This window comes from Curtobacterium sp. PhB146 (genome assembly GCF_004342995.1).
GTDB lineage: Bacteria > Actinomycetota > Actinomycetes > Actinomycetales > Microbacteriaceae > Curtobacterium.
Map to the genome: position 1 here is coordinate 106,469 of NZ_SMBN01000004.1, position 25,369 is coordinate 131,837.

Sequence of the window (25,369 nt, forward strand, 5' to 3'; positions counted from 1 at the left end):
GCCGCGTCAGGTCCCGCTGCGATCCCGACGCGTCGCGGTGACCTGCACCACGACGGCTGCGGCCATGAGTGCCGCCATGACCCCGCCCATCGCCAGCGCGGTCCCGCCGAGCGCGCCGGCGAGCGGTGTCCCGAGGCCGCCGATCCCGAACGTCAGGCCGCCCTGCAGGGCCGCGGCCGTCCCCGGGTGCGCCGCCCCGACGTGCTGCGTCCGGGTCATCGCCGCGGGCAGCACGAAGCCCCACGCACCCGTGACGACCGCGAGGGCGCACCAGACCGGCACCGGACCGAGGTCGAGCAGCGCCGAGACGAGGACCGCCGCCGCGCCCGCGGTGCCGACGAGCAGTCCGACGGTGAGCAGGGAGTCCTCGGAGAACCGTCCGACGACCCGGCCGAACACCAGCGTGGTGACGATCATCATCGAGGCGTTCGTGGCGAAGACCAGCGTGTACATGCCCTCGGAGAAGCCGAACTGGGTCTGGAACACGAACGAGCTGGTCGCGATGTACGCGAAGAACCCCACGGTGGACAGCACCCCGCTCAGCACGTAGGCCCGGAACCGCGGGATCGCCAGCAGTTCGCGGATGCGTCGACCGTTCGCGGCGAAGCCCACGCCCCCGCGTCGCTCCGGCGGCAGGGTCTCGCGGAACCGCAGCACCACCATCGCGAAGAACAGCGCGCCGAGCACCGCGAGCACGACGAACATGATCCGCCACGTGCCGAACGTCAGTACGGCCCCTCCGGCCAGCGGTGCCACGACGGGGCCGATCGCGTTGATCGCGGCGAGCGTGCCGAAGACCTTCGCCATCCGGGTCCCGCTCGCCACGTCCGACACCATCGCCCGGCCGGCGACCGCTCCGGCCGCCCCGCCGAGCCCCTGGGCGATGCGGGCGAGGACGAGCGTGACCACGTCCGGCGCGAGGGCGCACCCGACCGAGGCGAGCGCGAACACCGCGGTGCCGACGACGAGCATCGGCCGCCGACCGACCCCGTCGCTGACGGGTCCGACGAGCAACTGCCCGACCGCGAAGGCGACGAGGAACGCCGTGAGCGACAACTGCACGGCACCGGGGGTCGTGCCGAGGTCGTGGGCGATCTGCGGCAGCGCCGGGATGTACATGTCGGTGGCGAACGGCGACACCCCGACGATCAGGGCCAGCGGCACGATCGGCGGCAGGGTGGTCGTGGTCGGTTTCCGGGTGCGCTCCGTCGTCACGACCGACACGCTACGCGCACCCGAATCGATTCGACGGGCCCTGCGCGCCGCTCACGTCCGCCGACTGGTCGCGAACCGTCGCGCGGCGACCGGGCAGCCGACGTCGCGTGACCGCTCGACGGTGCAGCCCTGGACGTGCGCGGTGGCGGACGGGAGGCCCGGGACAGCGCCGCCACGGGCCTCCCGTCCGCCACCGCGAGCGGTCACGGCGCGCCGCTCACGTCCGCCGAGTGGTCGCGAACCGTCGCGCGGCGACGACGGAGCCGACGGTTCGTGACCACTCAGCGGTGCGGAGCCGGGCCGGCCGGGGCGGACCGTCCGGCGTCAGCCGGTGTTCTGCAGGCCGGCGGCGATCCCGTTCACGGTGAGCAGGAGCAGACGGTGGTCGGCGTCCGTCGGGTCGGTGCTGCCCGTCGTCCGGATGGACCGGAGCGCGCGGAGCTGCAGGTGCGACAGGGCGTCGACGTAGGGGCTGCGCAGGCGCACGGCCCGGGCCAGGACCGGACGGTCCTCGAGCACGTCGCTGCCACCCGAGATCCGGAGCACCCAGTCACGGGTCCGCGTCATCTCGTCGAGCACCTTGGCGGCGAGGTCGTCGCGGTCCGCGAGCTCGAGGTACCGGCGGGCGATGTGCTCGTCGGTCTTCGCGAGCGACATCTCGACGTTCTTGATCATCGCGCCGAACAGCGGCCACTCGGCGTAGGCGGCACGCAGGACGTCGACGTCACCGACCGCCTCGAGCGCGGAGCCGAGCCCGTACCAACCGGCCAGGTTGATCCGCGCCTGGGTCCACGAGAACACCCACGGGATCGCCCGGAGGTCCTCGAGCGACTCGACCGACAGCCCGCGGCGGGCCGGGCGGGAGCCGAGCGGGAGCAGCCCGATCTCCTCCATCGGGGTGACCCGAGCGAACCACGGAGCGAAGCCGTCCGCCTTGACCAGGTCGTAGAACGCGACGCGCGAGACGTCGTCCAGCTGCTGCGCGAGGTCGGCGAACCGGGTGGCCGCAGCGGCCGTGCGCGCCTCGTTGGACGGCGATGACGCGAACAGGGTGGCCGAGGCCATCTGCTCGAGGTGGCGGGCCGCGATGTCCTGGTCGCCGTACTGCGCGAAGATGACCTCGCCCTGTTCGGTGAGCTTCAGGCGACCGTCGATCGATCCCGGCGGCTGCGCGAGGACGGCCTCGTTGGCCGGCCCGCCACCGCGACCGAGCGAACCGCCGCGGCCGTGGAACAGTGTGAGCTCGACCTCGTTGTCCCGCGCCCAGTCGGCGATGCGCGCCTGGGCGTCGTAGAGCGCCAGGTTCGCGGAGACAGGACCGACGTCCTTCGACGAGTCCGAGTAGCCGAGCATGACCTCGAGCCGACGGCCGGTCGCGGCCAGGCGACGCTGGAACGTCTCGGTGCGAACGGCCTCGTCGAGGATGTCGACGCTGGCGTGCAGGTCGGCGAAGGTCTCGAACAGCGGGATGACGTCGAGCACCGGCGCGGCCTCGGGCGAGCCGAGTGCGGCGACGGCGAGCTCGTGCACGTTCGCCAGGTCCGCCGCCGACTGCGTGAAGGACACGATGTACCGGCTGGCGGCGCGGACGCCGTAGCGGTCCTGCAGGTCGGCGATGGTCCGGAAGACCGCGAGGACCTCTTCGGTGGTCTCGCTCAGCGCGCCGCCGGCCCGGATCTCCGCCAGGGCCGTGCGGTGCACCTGCGAGTGCTGCCGGACCTCGAGCTCGGCCAGGTGGAACCCGAAGGTCTCGACCTGCCAGATGAGGTTCTGCAGCTCACCGTTCGCCGGCCGGATCGCGCCGGCGGCGACGAGCGACGCCTGGATCGTCCGGAGGTCGGCGAGCAGGGCGTCCGGGCCGTCGTACGCGAGCGGCGTCGTGCCCTGGCGGGTGGCCTCGATGCGCGCGGCGGTGAACAGGAGCGCGCGACGGTGGGTCTCGTTCGGGGCGCGGACGCCGATGCGCTCGGCGATGCCCGGGTCGAGCGACTCCTGCGCCGCCACGAGCGCGGCGAGCCCGGCGTCGGCCGGGGTGTCGCTCGCGTCGAGGGTCAGGGCGCTACCGATGCGGGTGGTGGCGCGGGTGAGCCCGATCAGGATGTGCTCGGCCGCGATCTCCGCAGCCTGGCGCGTGATGTCGGCGGTCACGTGCGGGTTGCCGTCGCGGTCGCCACCGATCCAGGTGCCGAACCGCACGAACGCGGGTGCCGTCACCGGTGCGCGACCGGCGTCGTCGCCCTGCAGCCGGTCGTCGAGCAGGCGGTAGACCTGCGGGACGATCTCGAACAGCGTCTGGTCGAAGACGCTCATGGCGGTGCGGACCTCGTCGAGCGGGGTCGGACGGGTCGTGCGGAGCGGCGAGGTGCGCAGGAGCGTCGTGATCTCCTCGAGCAGCCGTCGCTCGTTCTCGGCACGTGCCGTGGCGTTCTTCGAGCGGTCGCGCTCGTCGATGAGGTCCGTGACGCGCCGCACGCCCGTGGTGACCGCACGACGGCGGGCCTCGGTCGGGTGTGCGGTCAGCACCGGGTGGAACCGCAGCGTCCGGAGTCGCTCGGCCGCCTCGGCCTCGCCGACCTCGGCCACGAGTTCCGCGTAGGTCGCGGGGAACGAGTCACCGGCCAGGCCGCCGTCGTCGCCGCGCTGCCGGAGCACCCGCACGCGGTGGTGCTCCTCGGCCAGGTTCGTGAGGTGGAAGTACGTCGTGAAGGCCTGCGCCACCGCTTCGGCGCGCTCGGCCGACATCGCGGACACGAGGGTCTGCGCGCGGGCAGCACCCTCGGCGTGGTCGCCCTCGTAGGCGTCGATCACGGCCGCACGCAGCGACTCCACGTCACGCAGCAGCTCGTCGCCACCGTTCTCGCGCAGCACCCGGCCGAGCAGGTTGCCGAGGTAGCGCACGTCGGCGCGCAGGTCACTGTCGACCGCGCCGCTGACGTCGTCCCGAGCGCGCTCATGGCGCGCCGATCCGTCGATCGCCGTCATGGGGTCCTTTCGGGGTCGTCCGGGAACACCGTCCCGGCTCCGAGCAGCGTATCGGCCCGTGGCCACCCGTGACGTCGACCGTCCGGACGGACCAGCGGGCAGGGTGCCCGGAACGCGGACGCGCGCGCAGCGCGGGCATGCAGGGGGGACGCCGGGATCGCGACGCGTGGCGGGAGCACCCCTGCAGTTGCGACGCGGTCCGCGATCCCGGCGGGTCTGTGGTCGGCGCGGATCGGCTCGGATCAGCGCGGATCGGATCGGCTCGGTTCAGCTCGGTTCGGCGAGCTGGGCCTGCGCGGCGGAGTGGACCTCGACGATCTGCACCCGCGCCGAGCGGCGGTCGGTCAGCGGCGACGTCCAGGGCACGATGACCTGTTCCTCGTCGCCGTCGTCGAGCCGGGCGAGCCAGACACCGGCGATCGCATCGATCTCGGTCATCGTCGCGGCCACCGCGGTCGCGGCCCCGTTCGCGCGGACGATCGCCAGGTTGTCGACCGCGTGGTCGACGTTCATGTGCCGGAGGATCGCTCGGCGCGCCTCGTCGTCGAAGGGCTCGGTCACGCGGTCACCGCCACGTCGCCGGCGCCGTCGGTCACCGGGCGACGCCGGGCGTCGAGCCCCTCGAGCAGGCCGTTGTTGAGCGAGTACGCCAGTTCGACCTCGGCGATGACCCGCTCCTGCTCGTCGGCCGTCCACGGCGCCGCGTCGAGCTGCGCACGGTAGGTGTCCTTGAAGGCACTCGGGTCCGCGACCTGGTCGAAGATGTAGAACAGGACGCCGTTCGTGTCGAAGCCGAACTGGTCGGAGAGCATCCGACCGATCATCTGCCCGCCGGACAGATCGCCGAGGTACCGCGTGTAGTGGTGCGCGACGAAGCCGCCCGGCCACTCGGCCGCGACCTCGTTGAGCCGCCGCACGTACGCCGTCGTGGCGGGGAGCGGGCAGACCAGCTCGGACCAGTCCGGGCCGATCAGGTACTCGAGGTCGGCGCGGATGGCCGGCATCCGGGTGAGCTGCGAGGTGACGAACGGTGCCGCCACCGGGTGGTCCGCCATCCGTTCGGCTGCACGTTCGAGGGCGTCGTAGACGAACGAGTACTGTCCGAGCAACGCCGCGTAGTCGGCGACGTCGCACTTCCCGCCGAGCAGGTCGTGCATGAAGCCGTTCCCGGCCGAGGAACCGTGCGAGCGACGCGTGCGCTTGCGCAGCAGCTCGGAGAACGGGATGACGGTCGTGTCCATGAGGTAAGGCTAACCTTAGTTCGACAAACGTCAAGCAGGAGAGAGGACGCTCGTACCGATGAGCTCCAAGCCCAAACGCCCCCAGCACGTCTTCGTCGTCGACCGGACCGAGCGACTGTCGCCCCACATGGTGCGCGTCCACCTCGGTGGCCCGGCCTTCGACGACTTCGTGGGCACGGCCGACCCGGACAAGCTGGCCGCCACCGACAAGTACGTCAAGCTCCTGCTCGCCAAGCCGTCGCTCGGCCTCGAGCCCCCGTACGACCTCGAGGAACTGCGCGAGACGCTGCCGAAGCAGGACCGACCGGCCCGCCGGACGTACACGGTGCGGGCCGTCGACCACACCGCGAAGACGATCGCCGTCGACTTCGTCGTGCACGGCGACGACGGGCTCGCCGGGCCCTGGGCCGCAGCGGCGCAGCCCGGCGACAAGCTCGCGCTGTCCGGTCCCGGCGGTGGCTACGCGCCCGTCGACGACCCGGACGTCACCCACGTCCTCCTCGGCGACGACAGCGCCCTGCCGGCCATCGGCGCCGCGCTGGAGTCGATGTCCGACACGGCCACGGGCGTCGCCCTGGTCGAGGTCGCCGGCCCTGCCGACGAGCAGGAGATCGCGCACCCGGCCGGGGTCGACCTGCGGTGGCTGCACCGCGACGCCACCGGCGCCCAGCCGGGCACGCTCCTGCTGGACGCGGCCCGGGCGCTGCCCCGTGCCTCCCGGCCGGTCCAGGTGTTCGCACACGGCGAGCGGACCGCGATGAAGGCGATCCGTCGGCTGCTGCAGGACGGCTGGGGGCTGGAGAAGCGCGAGATGTCGCTGTCGGCCTACTGGGCGCTCGGCCGCGGTGAGGACCAGTTCCAGGAGGAGAAGCGCGAGCCGGTCGGCGTGATCTTCACCGACTGACGGGTCTCGGCCTGCACGGTTCTTCCCAGAGCGGTTGCGGTGGGAAGCGGGAACGGGCGTACCTGGTCGTTCCAACCGACCAGGTACGCCCGGTTTCGGCAGGTATGCACCGGTCCGGCTCGGGCGCGCCCCGGTCCCGGTAGGTACGCCCGGTTCTTCCCAGAGCGGTTGCGGTGGGAAGCGGAAACGGGCGTACCTGGTCGTTCCAACCGACCAGGTACGCCCGGTCTCGGCAGGTACGCACCGGTCCGGCACGGGTGCGCGGGTGCGCAGGTGCGCAAGGCGGTCGGGAGGCCCGGGGCGCGTCGGTGGGTCCGGCTAGCGTTCCGGGCATGGTCACCTCGTCGTGCTGCGTGCCGGGTTGCGCGGGTCCCGCTGCGGACGCGCTCGCGGGCGTGCCCCTGTGCGCGACGCACGTCACGCTGGTGACCGAGTTCGCGGCCGAGCACGTCGGCGTCGAGGACACCCTGCCGGGCCCGTGCCCGGTGTGCGGATCCCGTGTCGGGGTGCGGTTCCCGACGGGCTTCGTCTGCGCACGGTGCGAGTGGCGGTGGGGCGACGTGCCCGACGGCGACCTCGCTCCCCCGCGGGTCGACGTCGTGTACTACCTGCGGATGCGCGACGACTTCGGCGACCGGGTGAAGATCGGCACGACGATGAACCCGAGGCAGCGGCTGGCCGCGATCCCGCACCAGGACCTCCTGGCGTTCGAGCGGGGCGACCGGTCACTCGAACGTCGGCGGCACGCGCAGTTCGCGGCCACCCGGTACCCCGGCACCGAGTGGTTCCGGGCGACACCGGACCTGCTCGCGCACGTCGACGCCGTCGCCGCCGGTGTGGACGACCCGTGGGACGTGCACGCCCGGTGGACGAGCGAGGCACTCGCCCTGCGCGGCTGACCGAGCGGACCGGAACGCGTCCGCGCCAGCGGCCCGCCCACGTCGGCAGCCCGCCCACGTCGGCGGCCCGCCCAGGCCGGTCAGGCCGCGCGGAGCATCCGGTCGGCGGTGCGCAGGGACAGCGCCATGATCGTCAGCGCCGGGTTCGCGATGACGGCGCTCGGGAACACCGAGTTGTCGGCGATCCACAGGTTCGGGACGTCCCACGAGCGGCCGTCCGGGTCGACGACCGAGGTCTCGCGGTCCGCGCCCATGCGTGCCGTGCCGATGGTGTGTGCGGTGCGCTCGAGGACCCGGACGTCCTTGCCGCCGGCGGCCTCGACGATGGTCGTCATGGTGCGGACGGCGTGGCGGCGGATCGCGTCCTCGTTCGCGCCCGGGGTGAACGAGACCCGGGCTCGTGGCACGCCGTGCTCGTCGACCTCGTCCGCGAGGACCAGCCGGTTGTCGTCGTACGGCAGGCACTCGGCGTTGATGCCGACGCCCGCGGAGTGCGGGTAGTCCTGCAGCGCCCGCACGAGCTCCGCGCCGCGCAGGCCGCCGCCCCGGATGAGCGTGTTGGCGAAGGTCTGCGGCTGCACGCCGAGGCTCTGGATCAGGTACCCGCCGGCGAAGTCCGCGTCGGCGGGGCGGACGAAGTCCTCGGTGATGATCGACGACGGGTAGCCGCGGTAGGAGCGCATCGACTCGTCGAACCGTGCCCAGACCTGGGTGGCGCCGTGCGCGGTGAAGTTCCGGCCGACCTGGCCGTTGCTGTTCGCGAGCCCGGTGTGCAGCAGCAGGCGCGGGGTCTCGATGCCGCCGGCGGCGAGCACGAGGGCCCGGCAGCGCTGCCGGTATTCGCGGCCGTCGTGGGTGTACAGCACGGCGCTGACCTCGCCGGAAGCATCGAGCTCGATGCCGTGCACGAAGGAGTCCGGCCGGATCTCGGCGCCGAACGCCACCGCGGCGGGCAGGTAGGTGGTATCCATCGAGACCTTCGCGCCGTTGCGGCAGCCCTGGTGGCACGAGCCGCAGGAGACGCAGGCGTGCCGCAGGCCGTGGTGCTCCTGGTGGCGGTCCTCGGTGGTCAGCCCGACGGGGGCATCGGTCGCGGTGATGCCGGCGGCCGCCGCCCCGCGCATCATCATGTCCGACGAGGCGTTGCGCGCCGGCGGACGCATCCGGTAGCGGCGCGACGGGTCCCACGGGTAGTGCTCGGGTCCGGCGACCCCGACGTCGTGTTCGACCTGCTCGATCCAGCCGGTGAGCTCGGCGTGGCTGATCGGCCAGTCCTCGCCGACACCGGACGCGGAGCGGAGCGACAGGTCGTGCGTGCTCGGACGCGGGGTGAACGCGCCCCAGTGCAGCGTCGAACCACCGACCCCGGTGCCGCTGTTGTTCGGACCGAACGCCGTCGGTGCGCCGCCGCCGCTCAGCCGCTCGTCCATCCAGTTGATGTCCCCGGGGGCGGCGACTTCGTCGGGCACGTGGTCGCCCGGCTCGGTGTTGCGACCGGCCTCGAGGGCGACGACCCGTAGGCCACGTCGGGCCAGGGATGCCAGCAGGGGCGCTCCGCCGGCTCCGGTGCCGACGACCACCACGTCGACGACGTCGTCCGTGCCGTAGGTGCGCTGTCCGTCGAGTCTCATCGTGCTGCTTCCGTCGTCGTGGTGCCGTCGTGCGTGTTGTCGTGCGTGTCGTCGCGGGTGCGCTCGCGACGGTCGGGTGCCGCTGGCTCCCAGGCCTCGCGCTGGTCGGCGGCGAGCAACTCGAAGCCCTGCTTGCGGACGCCGTCGCCGCCGTTCGCGAAGCCGTCGAAGTCGATCGCCGCCATCGTCGCGGGGTGCGCGAGCCAGTGCTTCACGAGGTCGACGCTGGCGTCCTCGTACCAAGCGCGCAGCTGCGCTGCATCCATCTCGGTGTCCAGCACGGCGTCCACCACGGCGTCGCGTCCGGCATCGGGCACACCGTCGACGCCGTACCGACCGGCGGCCACGTCCTGCAGGGCGCCGTCGAGCACGCCGTCCTGTGCCGGCCCGGCGAGCACGTCGAGCGCTGCCCGGTACGCCTCGAGGTCGGTGGGCATGCCGTCGACGCGCCATCCGTCACCGAGCCCCGCGGCGAGCTGGTCGTCGACGCGCAGGGCGAGGTCCACCTGACCGTCGCCGGGCTGCGGCACGACGATGCGCGCGATCGCACGGAGGGTGTCGAGTTGCCGAGCAGTGAGCGCTCGCGGTTCGGCGGTCGGGTCATCGGGCAGCGCCCGGGCCGCCAACAGGGAGCGCATGCGCGCGCTGACCCGCGGCGAGGCGATCACCCGTGCCTGCTCGACGGGCACGACGGGCGCCCCGGTGAACCGGCGGGTCCAGAAGTCGCGGATGCGGTCCGCCACCGCCTCGGGCTGCTCCCACGGCAGCAGGTGGGCAGCACCCTCGACGACGTGGAGTTCCGAGTCGGGCCAGTGCGGCAGCGTCAGGCGCCGCTGTGCCTCGGCGTCCAGATCGCCGTCCTCGGCACCGGCGAGCACGAGTGCCGGCACCGGGTTCGGGGCCGCGTCGGACCAGTCCTCGCGGCTGCCGCGCGTGAGCCACGCCGTCCACGCACCGGGATCGGCGCGCTCGACGTCCTGCACGGCCGTCGTGTGTCGCTCGGGCGCCAGGGTGGACGCGGTGTTCGCGTCGACGAACTCGGCGGCGTGCGCCGCGCTGATCGGGCCGTCCGCCGCCCAGGACAGCATCGCGGCGCGGCGGTCGTCGTCCATCGGTTCGGGCGCCAGCGGCGAGGCCGCGAGCAGCACCACGGCGCGCAACCCGAACAGGCCGTTCGCGCCGGACATCGTCCGGTCCGCGACGACCGTGGCGACCTTGCCCCCCATGGAGTGACCGACCAGTACCCACTCGCTCGCGCCACTGGCGCCGATCGCGCGCTCGACGAGGACGGCCATCTCCTCGACGGTGGTGCCGGACGACGCCGGGCTGCGGCCGAAGCCGGGCAGGTCGATCCCGATGAGTTCGAGGTCGTCGCGGATCAGGGCGCGGCGGAGCAGGGCGAACTCCTCGGAGCTCGCCCCCAACGCGTGGAGGCAGAACGCAGGGGTCACTCCTCTTGCCTACCGGTCGCTCCGCGGTGGACCCAGGCGGGGTGTACCCCGTCGGCGGATCCTGTACCCCGATCGGTCACCGTGCGTACGCGTCCACGAAGAGGTCGCCGCGGATCTCCCGCAGGGTGTCGGCGAGCCGATCGACGGTCCGGCCGGAGATGCCGGACACCTGCAGGTCGTACGGCCCGAGCGCCGGCAGGCGTCCGGTGCGGATGCGAACGACCTCCCAGCCGACGGCACGGACGGCGCGGTCCTTCCGGCGGTCGGTGTCCTGCCGCGGGCCGACGTGCTCGAGGCCGTGGCGGCCGGTCGAGTCGTACTCGATCGCGACGCGCAGCTCGGGCAGGATGATGTCCGGCCAGACCTCGACGTGGTCGAAGAACGGCCGGTCGAGGCGGATCGCGGAGTGGTCGTAGGTGAACGCGAACCGGTCGGACAGCGCCGCGCGCAGCTCCGCCTCGACCGCGGAGGCCGTCGCCGGGGCGCAGACGCTCGTGAAGGACTCGCCCGAGGGCAGCCGCGGGGTCTTCGGGCAGATCGTGCGGGGCACCGGCTGACTCGGACGTCGCGGCGTGCCCGGCGCCGGTCGACGTGCGCGGGTGCGGCTCGAGGCGACAGCACCCGCCGGGGTGCCGCGGGAGGGCGCGGCCGGCAGGGTCTGGCGACCGGTGGCCCGGACGACCCGCTGCGGGACCGGCACCTGCGACGGCCAGTCGGACGGCAGGACCGGCCAGCGCTGGGGCTGCGCCTGCACCGCGCACTCCGGGCACCACACCGAGCGTCGGCGTTCACGACCCGGCCGGGACCGCTGTTCGGACGGCGTGGCGACGAAGACGTGGCCGACGTCGCACTCCCACGTCAGCAGGACCTCGGCCGCCGGCGGGACCTGGGTCAGGACGACGCCGTGGTTCCAGTCCGGGTGGTACTGCCGGATGAGCACCGGGTACGGCGCCCAGTCGGCGCGGAACTGCCCGACGGCGTACGGCACCGCCTCGCCGCGCGACCACTGTCGGCGGCGCCACCACGCGTCGACGGGTTCGGCCACGTCCACACGCTAGGCACCGCCACCGACACTGCGGGAAACCGGGGTGCGCTCAGCCCGCGAGGGCCTGCTTCGCGTAGGCGACGAGCGCGTTCGCGTGGCCGTGGCCGAGCCCGTGCTCGGTCTTCAGCCAGGCGACGACCTGCATGTGCGGGTGCTCGTCGAGCTGCTCGGTGACCAGGTCGAGCCACTCCTGGACCGGGCGGCCGTAGGTCTTCTCGATGCTCGGGAAGTACGACGCCGGCCCCTTCGCCGTGCTGCCGTCCGCCGGGGGCGCTGGAGCGGTCACACGGTGCGCTGTCATGGCAGAACAGTACTGCGCACCCGGCGTCACGGAACGTCACGCGCGCGGCGACTGTGACGCAGCGTTCCGCCCCGTAGCGGTGTGTTTCACGGTGCGTTGTCCAGGCACCGCGACCCTTCTACGGTCGCGACATGACCGACACCAGAACGGGACTGCCCCGCGACGCGACCAGCGCCGTCGCCGGCACCGACGGGGTCGACGCGACCGGCGTCGACCACGCGGCCGGAGCGCCGGACGCACCACGGGCCTCCCGGCCGACCGTCGCGAGCGACGCGACCGACGCGACCGTCGCGACCGACGCGACCGACCCGGCCGACGCGACCGACACCTCCGTCGACGCCGCCGGACGCGCCGCGCTCGACCGACCCGTCCTCCCGCTGCGGCACCCGCTGCGCTGGATCGCCGCGGCCGTCGTGCTGGTGGTGCTCCTGAACTTCGTCGAGACGCTGTTCACGAACGAGTCGTGGGGCTGGCCGGCCGTCGGGAAGTGGCTGTTCAGCCCGGCGATCCTGACCGGCCTGCAGCTCACGCTCCTCGCGACGGCGCTGAGCGCGGTCATCAGCTTCACCGGCGGCATCGTCGTCGCGATCGCCCGGCTCTCGCGCAACCCGGTGCTGTCCGGGTTGGCGTGGGGCTACGTCTGGCTGTTCCGCTCCGTGCCGCTCATCCTCGTGCTCGTCTTCCTGTACAACCTCGGGTCGCTGTACCCGACGATCGGCATCGGGATCCCGTTCGGGCCGCAGGTCGAGGTCACCACGACCAACGTCCTCGGCGACCTGGCCATCGGGGTGATCGGCCTGAGCCTGAGTGAGATCGCCTACGCCTCCGAGATCGTCCGCGCCGGCGTGCTCGCCGTCGACCACGGCCAGCACGAGGCCGCGCAGGCCCTCGGGCTCCCCCGGCGTCGCCAGTTCGTGCGGGTGATCCTGCCGCAGGCACTGCGGTCGATCGTGCCGGCGTTCGTGAACCAGGTCGTCGGGCTGCTCAAGGCGTCGTCGCTGCTGTTCTACGTGTCGCTGCTCGACCTGTTCGGAGTCGTGCAGAACCTGTCGAGCACCTACCCGACCGACATCATCCCGCTGCTCGTGGTCGCGACGCTCTGGTACCTCGCGCTCACCAGCGCGGTGTCGGTCGTGCAGTACTACGTCGAGCGGTGGACCGCCCGCGGCTCGGTCCGGGCGTTGCCGCCCACGCCGTTCCAGCGGGTGCGGGCCGCCGTGCGTCGCGGTTCCGGACGTGGGTCGGGACGGCCTGGAGGCCCGGATCGCGCCCGGCAGGCCGCCTCCGGCGCGCGCGTGGTCGCGTCCGGCCCCGCTTCCACCATCGACGACAGGACCATCTGATGAGCGCAGCGATCAGCATCCACGGAGCCGTCAAGGCGTTCGGTGACACGGTCGTCGTCGACGGCGTCGACCTGTCGTTGCCGTCCGGGAGCGTCACCGTGGTGCTCGGCCCGTCGGGGTCCGGCAAGTCCACGCTGCTGCGCGCGATCAACCACCTCGAACCGCTCGACCGCGGCGTCGTCACGGTCGGCGGCGAGACGATCGGCGTCCGGCTCCGGACCGGGCGCGACGGGGTCGCCCGGTACAAGGAACTCCCCGAGCGCCTGATCCTGCGGCAGCGGTCGCGGATCGGCTTCGTGTTCCAGCACTTCAACCTGTTCCCGCACCTGACCGCGCTCGAGAACGTGGCCGAGGGGCCGATCGCCGCCGGGGTCCCCCGTGCCGTGGCGCGCGACCGTGCGGCGGCCCTGCTCGAGCGCGTCGGACTCGGCGACCGTGGCGACACCCGGCCGCGGCAGCTCTCCGGCGGGCAGCAGCAGCGCGTGGCCATCGCGCGGGCACTGGCGCTCGCGCCGTCGGTCGTTCTGCTCGACGAGCCGACCTCGGCGCTCGACCCGGAGCTCGTCGGCGAGGTGCTCGGCGTCATCCGGGGGTTGGCGGACACGGGCACCACGCTCGTCATCGTCACGCACGAGATCGCCTTCGCCCGCGAGGTCGCCGACCACGTCGTGTTCCTCGACCACGGCCGCGTCGTCGAGCAGGGCTCCCCCGCCCAGGTGCTCGACGATCCGCAGCACGCTCGCACGCGGGACTTCCTGTCCCGCGTCCGCTGACGCCGTCCCCTCGACGTTCCTTCTTCCCCTTCCACCCGATCCCAGGAGAACCATGTCCCCCACCACCCCCGCACGCTGGCGGAACCGCGCCGGCGCCCTCGTCCTCGCCACCGGAGTCGTCGTCGCCCTCGCCGGGTGCGCCACGTCGGCGTCCGCCGGCTCTGGCTCCGGCTCCGGCTCTGGCGGCGCGTCGGACGGCACGGTCACGATCGGCGCCGCGTCGAACGGTGCCGCCACCGAGACGAAGGTCACCGTCGACGCGGACGAGAAGCTGCACGACGAACTCCCCGCGTCGATCAAGAAGTCCGGCAAGCTCGTCGTCGGCATCGGTGCGCTGCCGGCCGGGTTCCCGCCGCTCGCGTTCACCGGCGACGACCAGAAGACGCTGACCGGCTCCGAGCCCGACCTCGGTCGTCTCGTCGCCGCGAAGCTCGGCCTCGAGGCCCAGGTGCAGAACGCCACGTGGGACAACCTGTTCGTCGGGATCGACGGCGGCAAGTACGACGCCGGGTTCTCGAACATCACGGTGACCGAGCAGCGCAAGGAGAAGTACGACTTCGCCTCGTACCGCCAGGACAACCTCGCGCTGCAGGTGCCGGAGGACTCCTCGTTGACGTTCGACGGCGACCCGTCCGTGCTCGCCGGCAAGACCGTCGCCGTCAGTTCCGGCACCAACCAGGAGCTCATCCTGCTCGGCTGGAAGGCCGACCTGGCGAAGCAGGGCAAGACGATCTCGATCAAGTACTACCCGGACGGCAACGCCGTGAAGCTGGCGCTCGACTCCGGCAAGATCGACGCCTACTTCGGGCCGAACCCGACGGTCGCGTACCAGAACACGTTGAGCGCGGACGGCGCGAACCCCACGAAGACGGCTGGCACGTTCTCCGGCGCGGGCGGGGACCTGCAGGGGCTCATCGCGGCGACGACGAAGAAGGACAGCGGGCTCGCCGAGCCCATCGCGGACGCCATCGACGAGCTGATCGACGACGGCACGTACGCGAAGTGGCTGAAGTCGTACAACCTGTCGAACGAGGCCGTGGAGCACTCCGAGGTCAACCCCGAGGGGCTGCCGCTCGACGCGAGCTGAGCCGGGTTCGGGCGGGTCCGAACGACTCGGAACGACTCCCTCGATGTCGCACGACGTCGAGGGAGTCGTTCTGTGCGCGCGCGGGTGGTCGGCGCCGATGCGGAACGACATCGTCGACGTCGCACGACGACCACGATGTCGCTCGTTGCGCGTGCATCGTCCGACATTCCACGAGGCGATCGACGCGTGCATCGTCGGAACATGCACGCGCACTCGATGCATGCGCAAGAGACGACGATCCACCTGACGATCGACGGGTGGATCGTCGGAACATGCACGCGCACGGACCGCACGCGCACCGACCCCGAACGACATCGTCGACGTCGCACGACGACCACGGTGTCGCTCCTTCCGCGCGCCACGGTTGCACGCGCGCACGAACGACGAGCCCGATGTCGCGCGACGTCGAGCTCGTCGTTCCGGGTCGACACGGACCAGTACGGTCAGCGCACCCCGGCACCCACGCCAGCCCCGGCACGCACAGCACCAGCACCAGCACCCGCACCCCGCGCTGCCCATTCCGCCGCGAGCAGCTCGTACGAACGCACCCGGGCGTCGTGGTCGTGCGTGATCGTCGTCACCAGGAGCTCGTCCGCGCCGGTCGCCCGCTGCAGGACCTCGAGGCGGTCCGCGACGGCCGCAGCGTCGCCGACGAACCGGGTGGCGAGCCGATCGGCGACCGACGCCGCCTCTGCCGCAGCGAGCGGCGCAGCTCGTGCCGCGGACGGCGTCGGGTACTCGATCGCCCCGACGCCGGAGCGGATCGAGTGCACCCACTCCGCGTACCCGAGCGACAGCTCCGCGGCCTCGGCCTCGGTGCGCCCGACGACGACGTCCGCCGACACGATGACGTGCGGTGCGTCGAGCACCCCCGGGCGGAACGCGTCGCGGTAGGCCTGCACCGACGCCAGGACCGTGCCGGGCGACGTGTGGTAGTTCGCGCCGTACGGCAGTCCGAGTGCTCCGGCGACCCGGGCGCTCTCACCGCCGGTCGACCCGTGGATCCACAGTTCGACGGACGCTCCTGCTGCCGGCGGCGCCTCGACCACGGCGCCGTCCCGCGACCAGGTGCCGGCGAACAGCGCCCGGATGAGCGACAGTTCGCCCTCGAACCGGTCGACGTCACCGGGGACGCGTCCGAGCAGCTCCCCCTGCAGGGCGAACCGGCTGCCCGGTGCGATGTGGAAGTCGAACGGTGCGGGCACGAGCAGTCCGTCGACGACCTCGTCCGAACGGGGCGCGAGCGACGGCGGCTTGGGGGTGCCGGGTGCCGGCGCCCCGGAGCGGCCGAGCCCGAGGTCGATCCGCGGCCCGTACAGCGCCGCGAGCGTGCCGAAGGTCTCGGCGATCTGCAGCCCGCGGACGTTGCCGACGAGCGTCGCCGCACTGCCGACCCGGATCGTCGACGTGGCCGCGGCGACCGCCCCGATCACGATGGTCGGCGCGCTGCCCGCGACACCGGGGTTGAGGTGGTGCTCCGCGAGCCAGTAGCGGGCGTACCCGGCACGTTCGGCAGCGACGGCCAGGTCGACGGTGCGGTGCAGCGCCGTGGCTGCGGACGACCCGGCGGTCACCGGCACCAGGTCGAGCACCGAGAGCGGGACGGAGCGAGCGGCGCTCACGAGGCGTCCTTCCACGCGCCGGTCAGCTGGTCGAGCCGGGTGTCGGCCCCGAAGACGATGCCGTGCACGTCCGTCGCCGGCGCGATGATGCTGGTGAGTTCGTGCACCGGGACGAAGTCGACCTGGGACGCGATGCGCTGCTGGATCTCCCCGAAGGTGGCCGACCGGTCGGACGCCGACGACTGCGACAGCTCCTTCGTGAAGAGCGCGTCGAGCGTCTTGTCCGATGCACCGATCGACTGGGCACCCGAGCTGGAGAACTTCGATCGCAGGACGTCGCCGTCTGCGCGCGAGCTGTTGTCCCACGACAGGTCCCAGTCGCCGCTCGTCAGGTTGGCGAGGTACTGCGGCACGGTCCCGCTCTCGAGCGTGACGCCGACGCCGACCTTCTTCAGCTCCTGCTGGATCAGCTCGAGGGACGTCTGGTTCGGTCCGAAGTTCGTGATCCAGACGAGCTTGAGTTGCAGCTTCGTGCCGTCCTTCGAGCGGATGCCGTCGGAGCCCTTCTCCCAGCCGGCGGCGTCGAGCGCCTTCTTCGCTGCGGCGGGGTCGTACGCGGCCGAACCCGACGACGTGGCCGAGCCCGACGACGTGTCCGCGTACCCGGGCGTCGTCGACCCGAGGACCGAGTTCGCGACCTTGAACAGGTCGTTCAGCGAGGTGTCCCGGACCGCCTTCGGGTCGACGGCCTGTGCGATCGCCTTCCGGACTGCGAGGTCCGACACGATCGGCCGCTTCTGGTTGAACGTCAGACCGAACACCTGGCCGGGGTTGGCGCGGGTGACGAGGTCGTACTGCGCCTGCAGGGTGTCGACGTCGCTCGGCTGCACGCTGCTGATCGCGTCGAGCTGCCCGGACTGCAGGCTGCCGGTGCGGACGCTCGCCTCGGGCACGACCTGGAACGTGACCTTCGACAGGTGCGCTGCCCCGGAGCCGCCGCGGGCTGCGGGACCCCAGTCGTAGTCCTTTCGCTTCGTCAGGATCGTGGACGTGTTCTTCGTGTACGACTGCAGCGTGAACGGTCCGGTCCCGATCACGGCCTTCCCGTCGGCGCGGTCCTCGAACGGGGTCTCGGTGGTCTTCGGGGCGACGATGCCGAGGGCGACCGACGACGTGGCGTTCGGGAACGCGGCGTTCGGCGTCGAAAAGTCGACCTCGACCGTGTCGTCGTCGACGACCTTCGTCCCCTCGTAGCCGGAGAAGTACGCGGCGGCCGTGCTCGATGCGCCGGCCGAGGCGATGTCGTCGAAGGTGTCCTTGACGGCCGTCGCGTCGAACGCGGTGCCGTCCGAGAACGTGACACCGGAGCGCAGGTCGAACGTGAACGCGGTGGCGTCGGCGTTCGCCGAGTACTTCGTCGCGAGCCACGGCTTGAGCGAGCCGTCGGACGGGTCCTGCCAGAGCAGCGAGTCGACGAGCTGCCGGGTGATCGCGAGCGTGTCGTTGCCCGCGCCGGTACCCGTCGGGTTGAGCGTGATCGGGTCGTTCGCGATGGCGTAGGTGAGCGAGCCGCCGTCGACGGGCTTCGACGACGAGGACGTCGACGCGGTACCGCCCGACGAGCAGCCCGCCATGACCAGGGCCGCCGCGGTGCCGGCCGCGATCGCGGCCACCAGACGGAACGGGGTGCGGTGGGTGGTCATGAGACTCCTTCAGTGGTGGGGACGCGCCGGGATCGTCCCGGGATCGCGTCGAGCAGTGCGCGCGTGTACTCGTGCTGCGGGTCGTGCAGCACCTGCGCCACGTCGCCGTGCTCCACGACGCGGCCGCCCCGCAGGACGGACACCTCGTGCGCGATGCGACGGACGACAGCGAGGTCGTGCGAGATGAACAGGTAGGAGACGCCGAGCGTCGACTGCAGCTCCGCGAGCAGGTCGAGGATCTGCGCCTGGACGGACACGTCGAGTGCGGAGACGGGTTCGTCGAGGACGATGAACGACGGGTCGAGTGCGAGCGCGCGGGCGATCGCCACACGCTGCCGCTGTCCGCCGGAGAGCTCCGCCGGTCGACGACCGAGCACGGACGACGGCAGCGCGACGAGGTCGAGCAGCTCCGCCGCCCGAGCCGTACGGGACCGCCGGGTGCCGATGCCGAAGGCCGCGAGCGGGTCCGCGATCACCGCCCCCACCGACAACCGCGGGTGCAGCGCCGCGTACGGGTTCTGCTGCACGACCTGCGCCTGCCGCCGGTACGCCCGCAGCGCGGCACCGCGGGCTCCGCCCACGTCGGCACCGTCGAACCGCACGCTGCCGGCGTCCGGGCGTTCGAGTCCGAGCACGAGGCGCGCGGTGGTCGACTTGCCCGACCCGGACTCCCCCACCAGCGCCAGGGTGCGGCCCCGCGGGACGGTCACGTCCACCCCGTCGACGGCGGTCACGCGGTCGAAGGACTTCCGCAGTCCGGTCGCGACGACGAGTGGGTCGCCGTCGGCCGGGAGGCCCGTGCGGACCCCCACGGACGCGGTCACGTCGTCGAGACTGGGCGCCGCTGCGATCAGCGCGCGCGTGTACGGCTCACGGGGTGCGCCGAGCACCTCGGCCGGGGTGCCCTGCTCGACGATCCGTCCCTCGGACATCACGACGATGCGGTCGGCCCGGTCAGCGGCGACCCCGAGGTCGTGCGTGATGAACAGCACGCTCGTGCCCCGTTCGGCGACGAGCCGGTCCAGGTGGTCGAGGATCGTGCGCTGGACCGTGACGTCGAGCGCGCTCGTCGGTTCGTCCGCCACGAGCAGCTCGGGGTCGCCGATCAGGGCGATCGCGATGAGCACCCGCTGCCGCATGCCGCCGGACAGCTCGTGCGGGTACTGCCGCGCGCGGAGCTCGGGACGGTCGATGCCGGCACGGCGGAGCTCCTCGACGGCGCGTTCCCGGGCCTCGGCGCCGGTGGCGAGTCCGTGGATCCGGAGCACCTCGGCGACCTGGGTGCCGATCCGCGTCACGGGGTTGAGCGACACCGTCGGATCCTGCGGCACGAAGCCGATCCGGACGCCGCGCACGGACCGCACCTGGCGGTCGGTCGCGGTGACCAGGTCGAGGTCCCCGGTTCCGTCGGCCGCCCCGGAGAGCCGCACCGTGCCTCCCGTCAGTTCCGCCGCTGCGGGCAGGAGCCGGAGGACCGCGTGCGCCGTCGTCGACTTGCCCGAACCGGACTCGCCGACGATGGCGACGCGCTCGCCGCGGCCGACCTCGAGCGAGACGCCGTGGAGCGCGGTGCGCGCACTGCTCCCGCGGCCGTAGGTGACGGTCAGGTCCTGGATGCTGAGCAGGCTCATCGGACGGCCCTCCGTTCGGTGTCGAGTGCACGGGCGACGCGGTTGCCGGCGAGCACCGTGACGGCGATCACCAGGCCGGGGATGGTCGTGAGCCACCACGAGGACGCGATGTAGTCGCGCCCGGTGGCGACGAGGGAACCCCACTCGGGCTGCGGTGGCTGCGCGCCGTACCCGAGGAAGCTCAGGCTGGAGACGGCGAGGATCGCGGTGCCGAACTCGAGGGCGGCGAGCACCAGGACGGGACCGGCCGCGTTCGGCAGCACGTGCACGAGCAGCACGCGCCACCAGCGGTTGCCGTTCGCGCTCGCGGCCTCGACGTACGGCGCGGTGCGGACCCGGACGACCTCGGAACGCATGATGCGCGCGATCGTGGCGATGCTCGCGACGCCGACCGCCACCGCGACGTTCACGGTGCCGAAGCCGAGCACGGTGACGATCGTCAACGAGAGCAGCAGGCTCGGGATCGCCAGTAGGACGTCGGCGACGCGCATCAGCACGGCGTCGACGACCCCGCCGATGAAGCCGGCGACGAGCCCGACGAGCGAGCCGCCGACCAGGCCGATGACGATCGCGAGGACCGCGGCCTGCAGCGTGAGCGCGGTGCCGTGCACGACGCGGGCGTACAGGTCGCGGCCGAGCTGGTCGGTGCCGAACCAGTGCGCGGCGTCGGGAGCGGTGAGCTTGGCGGCCGGATCGGCGGCGAGCGGGTCGTGGTGGGTGAGTGCTCCGGGCAGGAGCGCGGCGAGGACGACGAGGGCGAGCCAGACGATGGCGATGGTGAGCGTCGGACGGGCGACGAGCGCGCGGAGCGCTGTCGTCGTGCCGCCGGGGACGCGGTCGCTGACGAGCGACGCGGGGCGGCCGATGGCGAGCTGCGTGGTCTCGGTCATGCGGGGACCGCCTTCGGTTCGGTGGCGCTGGACGGGGTGGTGCCGGCCGGGGTGGTGCCGGGCGTCCCGCCCGGCGTCGCGCCAGGTGTCGCTCCGTCGTGGTCGCGGAGCTTCCGACGGCTGCCGGCGACGACGACGCGCGGGTCGAGCAGCGGGTACACGAGGTCGACGACCAGGTTCACGACGACGAAGACCGCGGCGGCGAGCAGCACGATGCCCTGCACGACGGGGATGTCCTGCTGCTGCACGGCGGTGGCGGTGACCCGGCCGAGGCCCGGGCGGGAGAACACCGTCTCGGTGACGACGGTGCCGGAGAACAGCTGCCCGACGATGAGTCCCGTCACGGTGAGTGCGGGCAGCGCAGCGTTCTTGAGCGCGTGCCGGAGCTGTACCCGCCACCGCCCGGCGCCCTTGGCGTAGGCGGTGTCCACGTACGGCTCGCGGAGCGTCTGGACGAGGGACTTCGACAGCAGCTGGGCGATCGTGGCACCGGTCGGCAGCGCCAGGGTGATCGCCGGCAGGACGACCGACGCTGGGCCCTCGCCACCGAACGCCGGGAACACGTGCAGCCCGAACGAGAACCACTGCACCAGCAGCAGCGCGAACCAGAACCCGGGGACGGCGACGCCGATCGGGGGCAGCTGGAGCAGGAACTGGCCGAGGGCCCGGTTCCGGGTCCACGTCGCGAGGACCGCGATCCCGCCGCCGAACACGATCGCGAGCACGAGGCCGGCGACCGCGATCTGGGCGGTCGGCGCGATCGCTTCGCCGATGACCTCGGCGACCGGTCGACCGACGCCGATCGAGCGGCCGAGGTCGCCGGTGAGCAGGGCGCCGAGGTGCTGGACGTACTGCACGAGCACCGGCTGGTCGAGGCCGTACTGGTGCCGGAGCGCGTCGAGCTGCGCCGCCGTGACGTCGGTGGCGTCCGGGCCGACCATGATGCGGGCCGGGTCGCTCGGCAGCACGTAGAGGACGAAGAACGAGATCGTCCACGCCGCCCAGAGCACGAGCACGGCCTGGCCGATGCGGGAGAGCACGTAGCGGGTCATGCAGCCACCGCCGTCCGGGCACGCGTCCACCCGAGCGCCGGTGCCACCTTCGCCACGACGTCCGAGACGATCTGCTCGTACTCGTCACCGGCGAACTCGTAGGGCAACTCGATCCGGAACTCGTCGACCTCGGCGAGCGTGGCGTCGTGCACGAGCTGCTCGACGATCTGCTCGGCGGGCCCCACCAGGTCGGCGGAGAACAGGGTCCGCCGCGGTCCCTGGGGCGCGGTCTGCCGTGCGAGACGGGACTCGTACCAGGTGCGGTACCGCTCGCGCGAGACCCGGTCGGCCGAGTCGGTCGGTACGACGCACCGGCCCCAGGCCACGCGGGGCGTTCGCCCGGTCGGCAGCGCGGCGCGGTACGCCGCGAGCTGGTTCCGCTGGGCGGTGCCGTAGTCGTCGGTGCCCTCGCCCGAGGTGAGGTTGCCGAGCAGCAGGTTGAGCCCGGAACTGCCGGCGAAGGAGGCCGACCGCAGCGACCCGCCGCCGTACCAGACCCGGTCGACCAGACCCGGGGCGTAGGGCTGCAACCGGGGGCGCTGGACGTTCCCGGGGCTCTGGATGACGGTGTCGTCCACGCCGAGGAACGCGCCGCGCAGGTTCTCCACGAACCGGGAGACCCGCCCGTACCCGCGGTCGAAGGCGCGCCAGTCGCCGTCGAACACCAGGTCACCGAGGATCTCGGCGTGCGGCGAGCCGGTGGACAGCCCGACCTGCAGCCGACCGTGCGACAGGACGTCGGCGAGCGAGAAGTCCTCGGCCAGGCGGAAGGGACTCTCCCACCCGATCGGCACGACGGCGACGCCGAGCTCGATGGCGGTGGTGCGCTGCGACGCGGCCGCCAGGAAGACCGCGGCCGAGCCGATGCCGTGCTCGAGGTGCCGGTGCCGGACCCAGGCGCCGTCGACGCCGAGCCGCTCGGCCGTGGCGAACAGGTCGAGGGTGGCCTCGAGGCCGTCGACGGGGGCGTCGTCCTCGAAGTTGCCGGGGACGAGGATGGCGAGGCTCGAGACCGTCACGCGAGCACCCCGGCGGACGCTGCCGCACGCACCGGACCCGCCGCAGCGGCCGTGCGTGCGGCGGCCGAACGGTCGCGGATCGTGCCGGGCAGGTCGAGCGTCTGCCGGAGGGTCGCACCCTCGTCGTAGGACTGCCGGTAGACACCGCGCTCCTGCAGCAGCGGGACGACCGTGTCGACGAACTCGTCGAGGCCGTACGGGTTGGTGTGCGGCACGACGACGAACCCGTCGGTGGCGCGCTCCTGCACGTACCGGTCGATCTCGGCGGCGATGTGCGACGCCGTCCCGACGAACCCGCCGCGGGTCGAGGCGCGGATGACGAGGTCGCGGATGGACAGGTGCTCGGCCTCGGCCAGGTCCCGCCAGGACTGCACCAGGGCGGGGACGTCGCGGGTGTGCCGTGCGCGCCCGCGGGTGATCGCGGTGCCCTCGTAGTCGGGCTCGATCGTCGGCAGCGGACCGTCGACGTCGTACGACGACAGGTCGCGGTTCCAGACCTGCTCGAGGAACGCGATCGCCGTGGCCGGGCTGACCTGGGCCCGACGGATGGCGTTCGACCGTTCTTCGGCGTCCTCCGCCGACGACCCGATCACGAACGTCGCGCCGGGCAGGATCTGCAGCTCGTCCTTCGACCGGCCGACCCGCTCGAGCCGCTCGGTCACGTCGCGGTAGAACGCCTGCGCGTCGTCGAACTCGGTGTGCAGCGAGAAGATCACCTCGGCGTTCGTGGCGGCGAGGTCGCGCCCCTCGTCGGAGTCACCGGCCTGCACGATCACCGGGTGCCGCTGCGGACTGCGGGGCACCGGGAACGTACCGGTGACGTCGAACTGCGCGCCGTGGTGGTCGACGTCGCGGATGCGCGACCGGTCGGCGAACACGCCGTCCGCCAGCGCGCCGCCCGCGGCGGTGCCGGCGACGACGGCGTCGGCCTGCCACGAGTCCCATAGTTCGCGGGACAGCGCGATGAACTCGGCGGCGCGCGTGTACCGGTCGGCGTGGTCGAGGAACCCGCCGCGGCGGAAGTTCGCGCCGTGGAACGCGTCCGAGCTCGTCACGACGTTCCACCCGGCACGGCCGTCGGTCAGGTGGTCGAGCGTGGCGAGCTGCTTCGCGAGCTCGACCGGCTCGTTGAACGTCGTCTGCAGGGTGCCGACCAGCCCGATGTGGTCGGTGACCCCGGCCAGGGCGGCCAGGACCGCGAGGGTGTTCGGGCGTCCGACGACGTCGAGGTCGTGGACGCGGCCCTTCTGCTCGCGGAGCCGCAGGCCCTCGGCGAGGAACAGGAAGTCGAAGAACCCACGCTCGGCGTTGCGGGCGAAGTGCTCGAACGACGAGAACGCAATCTGGCTCTCGGCGCGGTCGTCGCTCCAGATCGTGGTGTTGTTCACGCCGGGGAAGTGGGCGGCGAGGTGGACCTGACGCTTGGTGCTCATGCTGAGACCTCCACGGAGACGGAACCGGCGGGTGCGGACGCGTACCGGCTGACGGCGGGGGCGATGCCGAGCCGCGTGCGCAGGTCGGCGGTGGGACGGGACGCCACGTCGGCGCGGAGCCCGGCGGTGACGAGGGCGGGGACGAGCTGCCTGGCGATGGCGGTGCTGTCGATCGGGATGCGCAGGGGGCGGAGCCGGACGCCGGCGAAGCCGATGCCTCGCAGGTCTCCGATCAGCGACACGAGTTCGGGCACCGTCGTCGCGAGCACGGACGTGTCCGACCCGGAGCCGACGGCGTACGGGGCACCGGCAGCGGCGTCGAGCGCGGCGAGCTCGTCGGCCGCGGCAGCGGTCGAGGAGCCGATCAGCACCGCGAGGTCGGCGAGGACCGGACGACGGACGTCCGACCCGGCCACCTGCTCGAGGTGACGGACCTCGCCCACCAGGTCCCGCGCCTCCCGGCCCTGGTACCCGGGCGTGACCAGCACGACGTCCGCAGCGTCCACGGCGAACGCGGCAGCGTCGGCGCGGTGGGCCAGGGCGAAGACCGGCGGCCGGCCCTGCGGCGACCGCGGCACGATCGACGCGCCGTGCACGGACAGGGCACGGCCCGCGTACTCGGCGTTGTGGATCCGGTCGCGGTCGATGAAGCGCCCGGTGGTGACGTCGCGGATGATCGCGTCGTCGTCCCAGCTGTCCCAGAGGCGGGAGACGACCTCCGCCGCCTCGCGGGCCTCGTCGAACAGTGTGGCCGCGTCGTCGCCGCCGGGTCGACGGCCGAACAGGGCCGCCTCGCGGGTCGTGGGGCTCACCTGGATCCGCCACCCGGCTCGCCCGAGCGAGACGTGGTCGAGGGTCTGGAGGCCCGTGGCGACGTGGAACGGTTCGGTGTGCGTCACCGAGACGGTCGGCACCAGACCGACGGCGCGGGTCGCGGGGGCGACCGCGTTCGCGACGAGGAGGGCGTCGAGCCGTCCGACGACGGTAGTGGTGTCGAGGTCGTGGTCGGCAGCCGTCGGGCCCGCGGTGAACGAGTCCTCGATGGTGACGGCGTCGATGCCGAGCCGGTCCTGCTCGACGACGACGTCGCGCCAGTGCCGGAGGCTCGACAGGCGCTGCGCGGTCGGGCCGGCGACGCGCCAGGCGGCGGGGTGCCAGCCGGCGCCCTGCAGCGCGGTGACGAGGGTGATGCGGTCGGGCATGGCGG

General features: G+C 72.8%; 21 protein-coding genes. 5 read left to right on the forward strand and 16 right to left on the reverse strand.

From position 1 onward, the window contains the following. Nucleotides 1-6: 6 nt before the first annotated feature. The 4 genes from EDF33_RS15335 to EDF33_RS15350 form a co-directional block, all read right to left on the reverse strand. Nucleotides 7-1,215: a multidrug effflux MFS transporter gene (locus tag EDF33_RS15335; RefSeq protein WP_235036022.1), complete on the reverse strand. Its 1,209-nt coding sequence runs from the start codon at nucleotides 1,213-1,215 to the stop codon at nucleotides 7-9. A 324-nt stretch (nucleotides 1,216-1,539) separates the two neighbouring features. Continuing rightward, complete coding sequence (locus EDF33_RS15340) at nucleotides 1,540-4,197, reverse strand: phosphoenolpyruvate carboxylase (protein ID WP_132100489.1); 2,658 nt, start codon at nucleotides 4,195-4,197, stop codon at nucleotides 1,540-1,542. Between the two features lie 267 nt (nucleotides 4,198-4,464). Next, a complete protein-coding gene (locus EDF33_RS15345) occupies nucleotides 4,465-4,758 on the reverse strand; it encodes a DUF2470 domain-containing protein (RefSeq protein ID WP_207906707.1) in 294 nt (97 codons plus the stop codon). After that, nucleotides 4,755-5,438, reverse strand: a complete 684-nt coding sequence (locus EDF33_RS15350) for a biliverdin-producing heme oxygenase (protein WP_131878766.1) — start codon at nucleotides 5,436-5,438, stop codon at nucleotides 4,755-4,757. Before EDF33_RS15350 ends, EDF33_RS15345 begins: the two co-directional genes overlap by 4 nt. A gap of 58 nt (nucleotides 5,439-5,496) precedes the next feature. On the opposite strand from EDF33_RS15350, the gene EDF33_RS15355 reads away from it, so the two are divergent. Both EDF33_RS15355 and EDF33_RS15360 read left to right on the forward strand, forming a co-directional pair. After that, complete coding sequence (locus EDF33_RS15355; protein WP_131878768.1) at nucleotides 5,497-6,342, forward strand: siderophore-interacting protein; 846 nt, start codon at nucleotides 5,497-5,499, stop codon at nucleotides 6,340-6,342. Nucleotides 6,343-6,674: 332 nt separating this feature from the next. After that, nucleotides 6,675-7,241 (forward strand): GIY-YIG nuclease family protein, encoded by a 567-nt coding sequence (locus EDF33_RS15360; RefSeq protein ID WP_132100490.1) that lies wholly within the window; start codon nucleotides 6,675-6,677, stop codon nucleotides 7,239-7,241. Nucleotides 7,242-7,321: 80 nt separating this feature from the next. Here EDF33_RS15360 and EDF33_RS15365 read toward each other — a convergent pair whose 3' ends face one another. The 4 genes from EDF33_RS15365 to EDF33_RS15380 all read right to left on the reverse strand — a co-directional run bounded on the left by EDF33_RS15365 (nucleotide 7,322) and on the right by EDF33_RS15380 (nucleotide 11,669). Then, the gene (locus EDF33_RS15365) at nucleotides 7,322-8,872 is read right to left on the reverse strand and encodes a GMC family oxidoreductase (protein WP_132100491.1); all 1,551 of its coding nucleotides are present in this window, start codon (nucleotides 8,870-8,872) and stop codon (nucleotides 7,322-7,324) included. Then, nucleotides 8,869-10,323 carry an alpha/beta hydrolase gene (locus tag EDF33_RS15370; RefSeq protein WP_132100492.1) on the reverse strand — a complete coding sequence of 485 codons (1,455 nt, stop codon included), beginning with the start codon at nucleotides 10,321-10,323 and terminating at the stop codon, nucleotides 8,869-8,871. The genes EDF33_RS15365 and EDF33_RS15370 overlap by 4 nt, the downstream gene beginning before the upstream one ends. Before the next feature lie 76 nt (nucleotides 10,324-10,399). Next, nucleotides 10,400-11,368, reverse strand: coding sequence for a hypothetical protein (locus tag EDF33_RS15375; protein WP_123292853.1), 969 nt, complete (start codon nucleotides 11,366-11,368; stop codon nucleotides 10,400-10,402). Nucleotides 11,369-11,417: 49 nt separating this feature from the next. Next, on the reverse strand, nucleotides 11,418-11,669 hold the full coding sequence (locus tag EDF33_RS15380; RefSeq protein ID WP_132100493.1) for a DUF4287 domain-containing protein: 252 nt from the start codon (nucleotides 11,667-11,669) through the stop codon (nucleotides 11,418-11,420). A gap of 131 nt (nucleotides 11,670-11,800) precedes the next feature. Here EDF33_RS15380 and EDF33_RS15385 point away from each other — a divergent pair, with 131 nt between their 5' ends. Genes EDF33_RS15385 through EDF33_RS15395 form a run of 3 tightly spaced genes read left to right on the forward strand, consistent with a single transcriptional unit; the run spans nucleotide 11,801 to nucleotide 14,872 of the window. After that, the gene (locus tag EDF33_RS15385) at nucleotides 11,801-13,012 is read left to right on the forward strand and encodes an amino acid ABC transporter permease (RefSeq protein WP_243692466.1); all 1,212 of its coding nucleotides are present in this window, start codon (nucleotides 11,801-11,803) and stop codon (nucleotides 13,010-13,012) included. Continuing rightward, on the forward strand, nucleotides 13,012-13,785 hold the full coding sequence (locus EDF33_RS15390) for an amino acid ABC transporter ATP-binding protein (RefSeq protein ID WP_132100494.1): 774 nt from the start codon (nucleotides 13,012-13,014) through the stop codon (nucleotides 13,783-13,785). The genes EDF33_RS15385 and EDF33_RS15390 overlap by 1 nt, the downstream gene beginning before the upstream one ends. Nucleotides 13,786-13,837: 52 nt before the next feature. Beyond that, on the forward strand, nucleotides 13,838-14,872 hold the full coding sequence (locus tag EDF33_RS15395; protein ID WP_132100495.1) for an ABC transporter substrate-binding protein: 1,035 nt from the start codon (nucleotides 13,838-13,840) through the stop codon (nucleotides 14,870-14,872). 443 nt (nucleotides 14,873-15,315) lie between these two features. On the opposite strand, the gene EDF33_RS15400 is transcribed toward EDF33_RS15395, so the two are convergent. From EDF33_RS15400 to EDF33_RS15435, 8 genes are read right to left on the reverse strand one after another with little or no spacing between them, the layout of a single operon-like run. After that, nucleotides 15,316-16,494 carry an LLM class flavin-dependent oxidoreductase gene (locus EDF33_RS15400; protein ID WP_132100496.1) on the reverse strand — a complete coding sequence of 393 codons (1,179 nt, stop codon included), beginning with the start codon at nucleotides 16,492-16,494 and terminating at the stop codon, nucleotides 15,316-15,318. Further along, nucleotides 16,491-18,137 (reverse strand): ABC transporter substrate-binding protein, encoded by a 1,647-nt coding sequence (locus EDF33_RS15405; RefSeq protein ID WP_132100497.1) that lies wholly within the window; start codon nucleotides 18,135-18,137, stop codon nucleotides 16,491-16,493. The genes EDF33_RS15400 and EDF33_RS15405 overlap by 4 nt, the downstream gene beginning before the upstream one ends. After that, nucleotides 18,134-19,768 (reverse strand): ABC transporter ATP-binding protein, encoded by a 1,635-nt coding sequence (locus EDF33_RS15410; protein ID WP_132100498.1) that lies wholly within the window; start codon nucleotides 19,766-19,768, stop codon nucleotides 18,134-18,136. The genes EDF33_RS15405 and EDF33_RS15410 overlap by 4 nt, the downstream gene beginning before the upstream one ends. After that, entirely contained in the window at nucleotides 19,765-20,658 is an 894-nt protein-coding gene (locus tag EDF33_RS15415) for an ABC transporter permease (RefSeq protein ID WP_131920367.1), read from the reverse strand. Before EDF33_RS15415 ends, EDF33_RS15410 begins: the two co-directional genes overlap by 4 nt. Next, on the reverse strand, nucleotides 20,655-21,710 hold the full coding sequence (locus EDF33_RS15420) for an ABC transporter permease (protein ID WP_132100499.1): 1,056 nt from the start codon (nucleotides 21,708-21,710) through the stop codon (nucleotides 20,655-20,657). The genes EDF33_RS15415 and EDF33_RS15420 overlap by 4 nt, the downstream gene beginning before the upstream one ends. Next, nucleotides 21,707-22,729, reverse strand: coding sequence for an LLM class flavin-dependent oxidoreductase (locus EDF33_RS15425; protein WP_132100500.1), 1,023 nt, complete (start codon nucleotides 22,727-22,729; stop codon nucleotides 21,707-21,709). Before EDF33_RS15425 ends, EDF33_RS15420 begins: the two co-directional genes overlap by 4 nt. After that, nucleotides 22,726-24,162, reverse strand: coding sequence for an NtaA/DmoA family FMN-dependent monooxygenase (locus EDF33_RS15430; RefSeq protein WP_131846168.1), 1,437 nt, complete (start codon nucleotides 24,160-24,162; stop codon nucleotides 22,726-22,728). Before EDF33_RS15430 ends, EDF33_RS15425 begins: the two co-directional genes overlap by 4 nt. Continuing rightward, nucleotides 24,159-25,364: an LLM class flavin-dependent oxidoreductase gene (locus EDF33_RS15435; protein WP_132100501.1), complete on the reverse strand. Its 1,206-nt coding sequence runs from the start codon at nucleotides 25,362-25,364 to the stop codon at nucleotides 24,159-24,161. Before EDF33_RS15435 ends, EDF33_RS15430 begins: the two co-directional genes overlap by 4 nt. Nucleotides 25,365-25,369 lie beyond the last annotated feature (5 nt).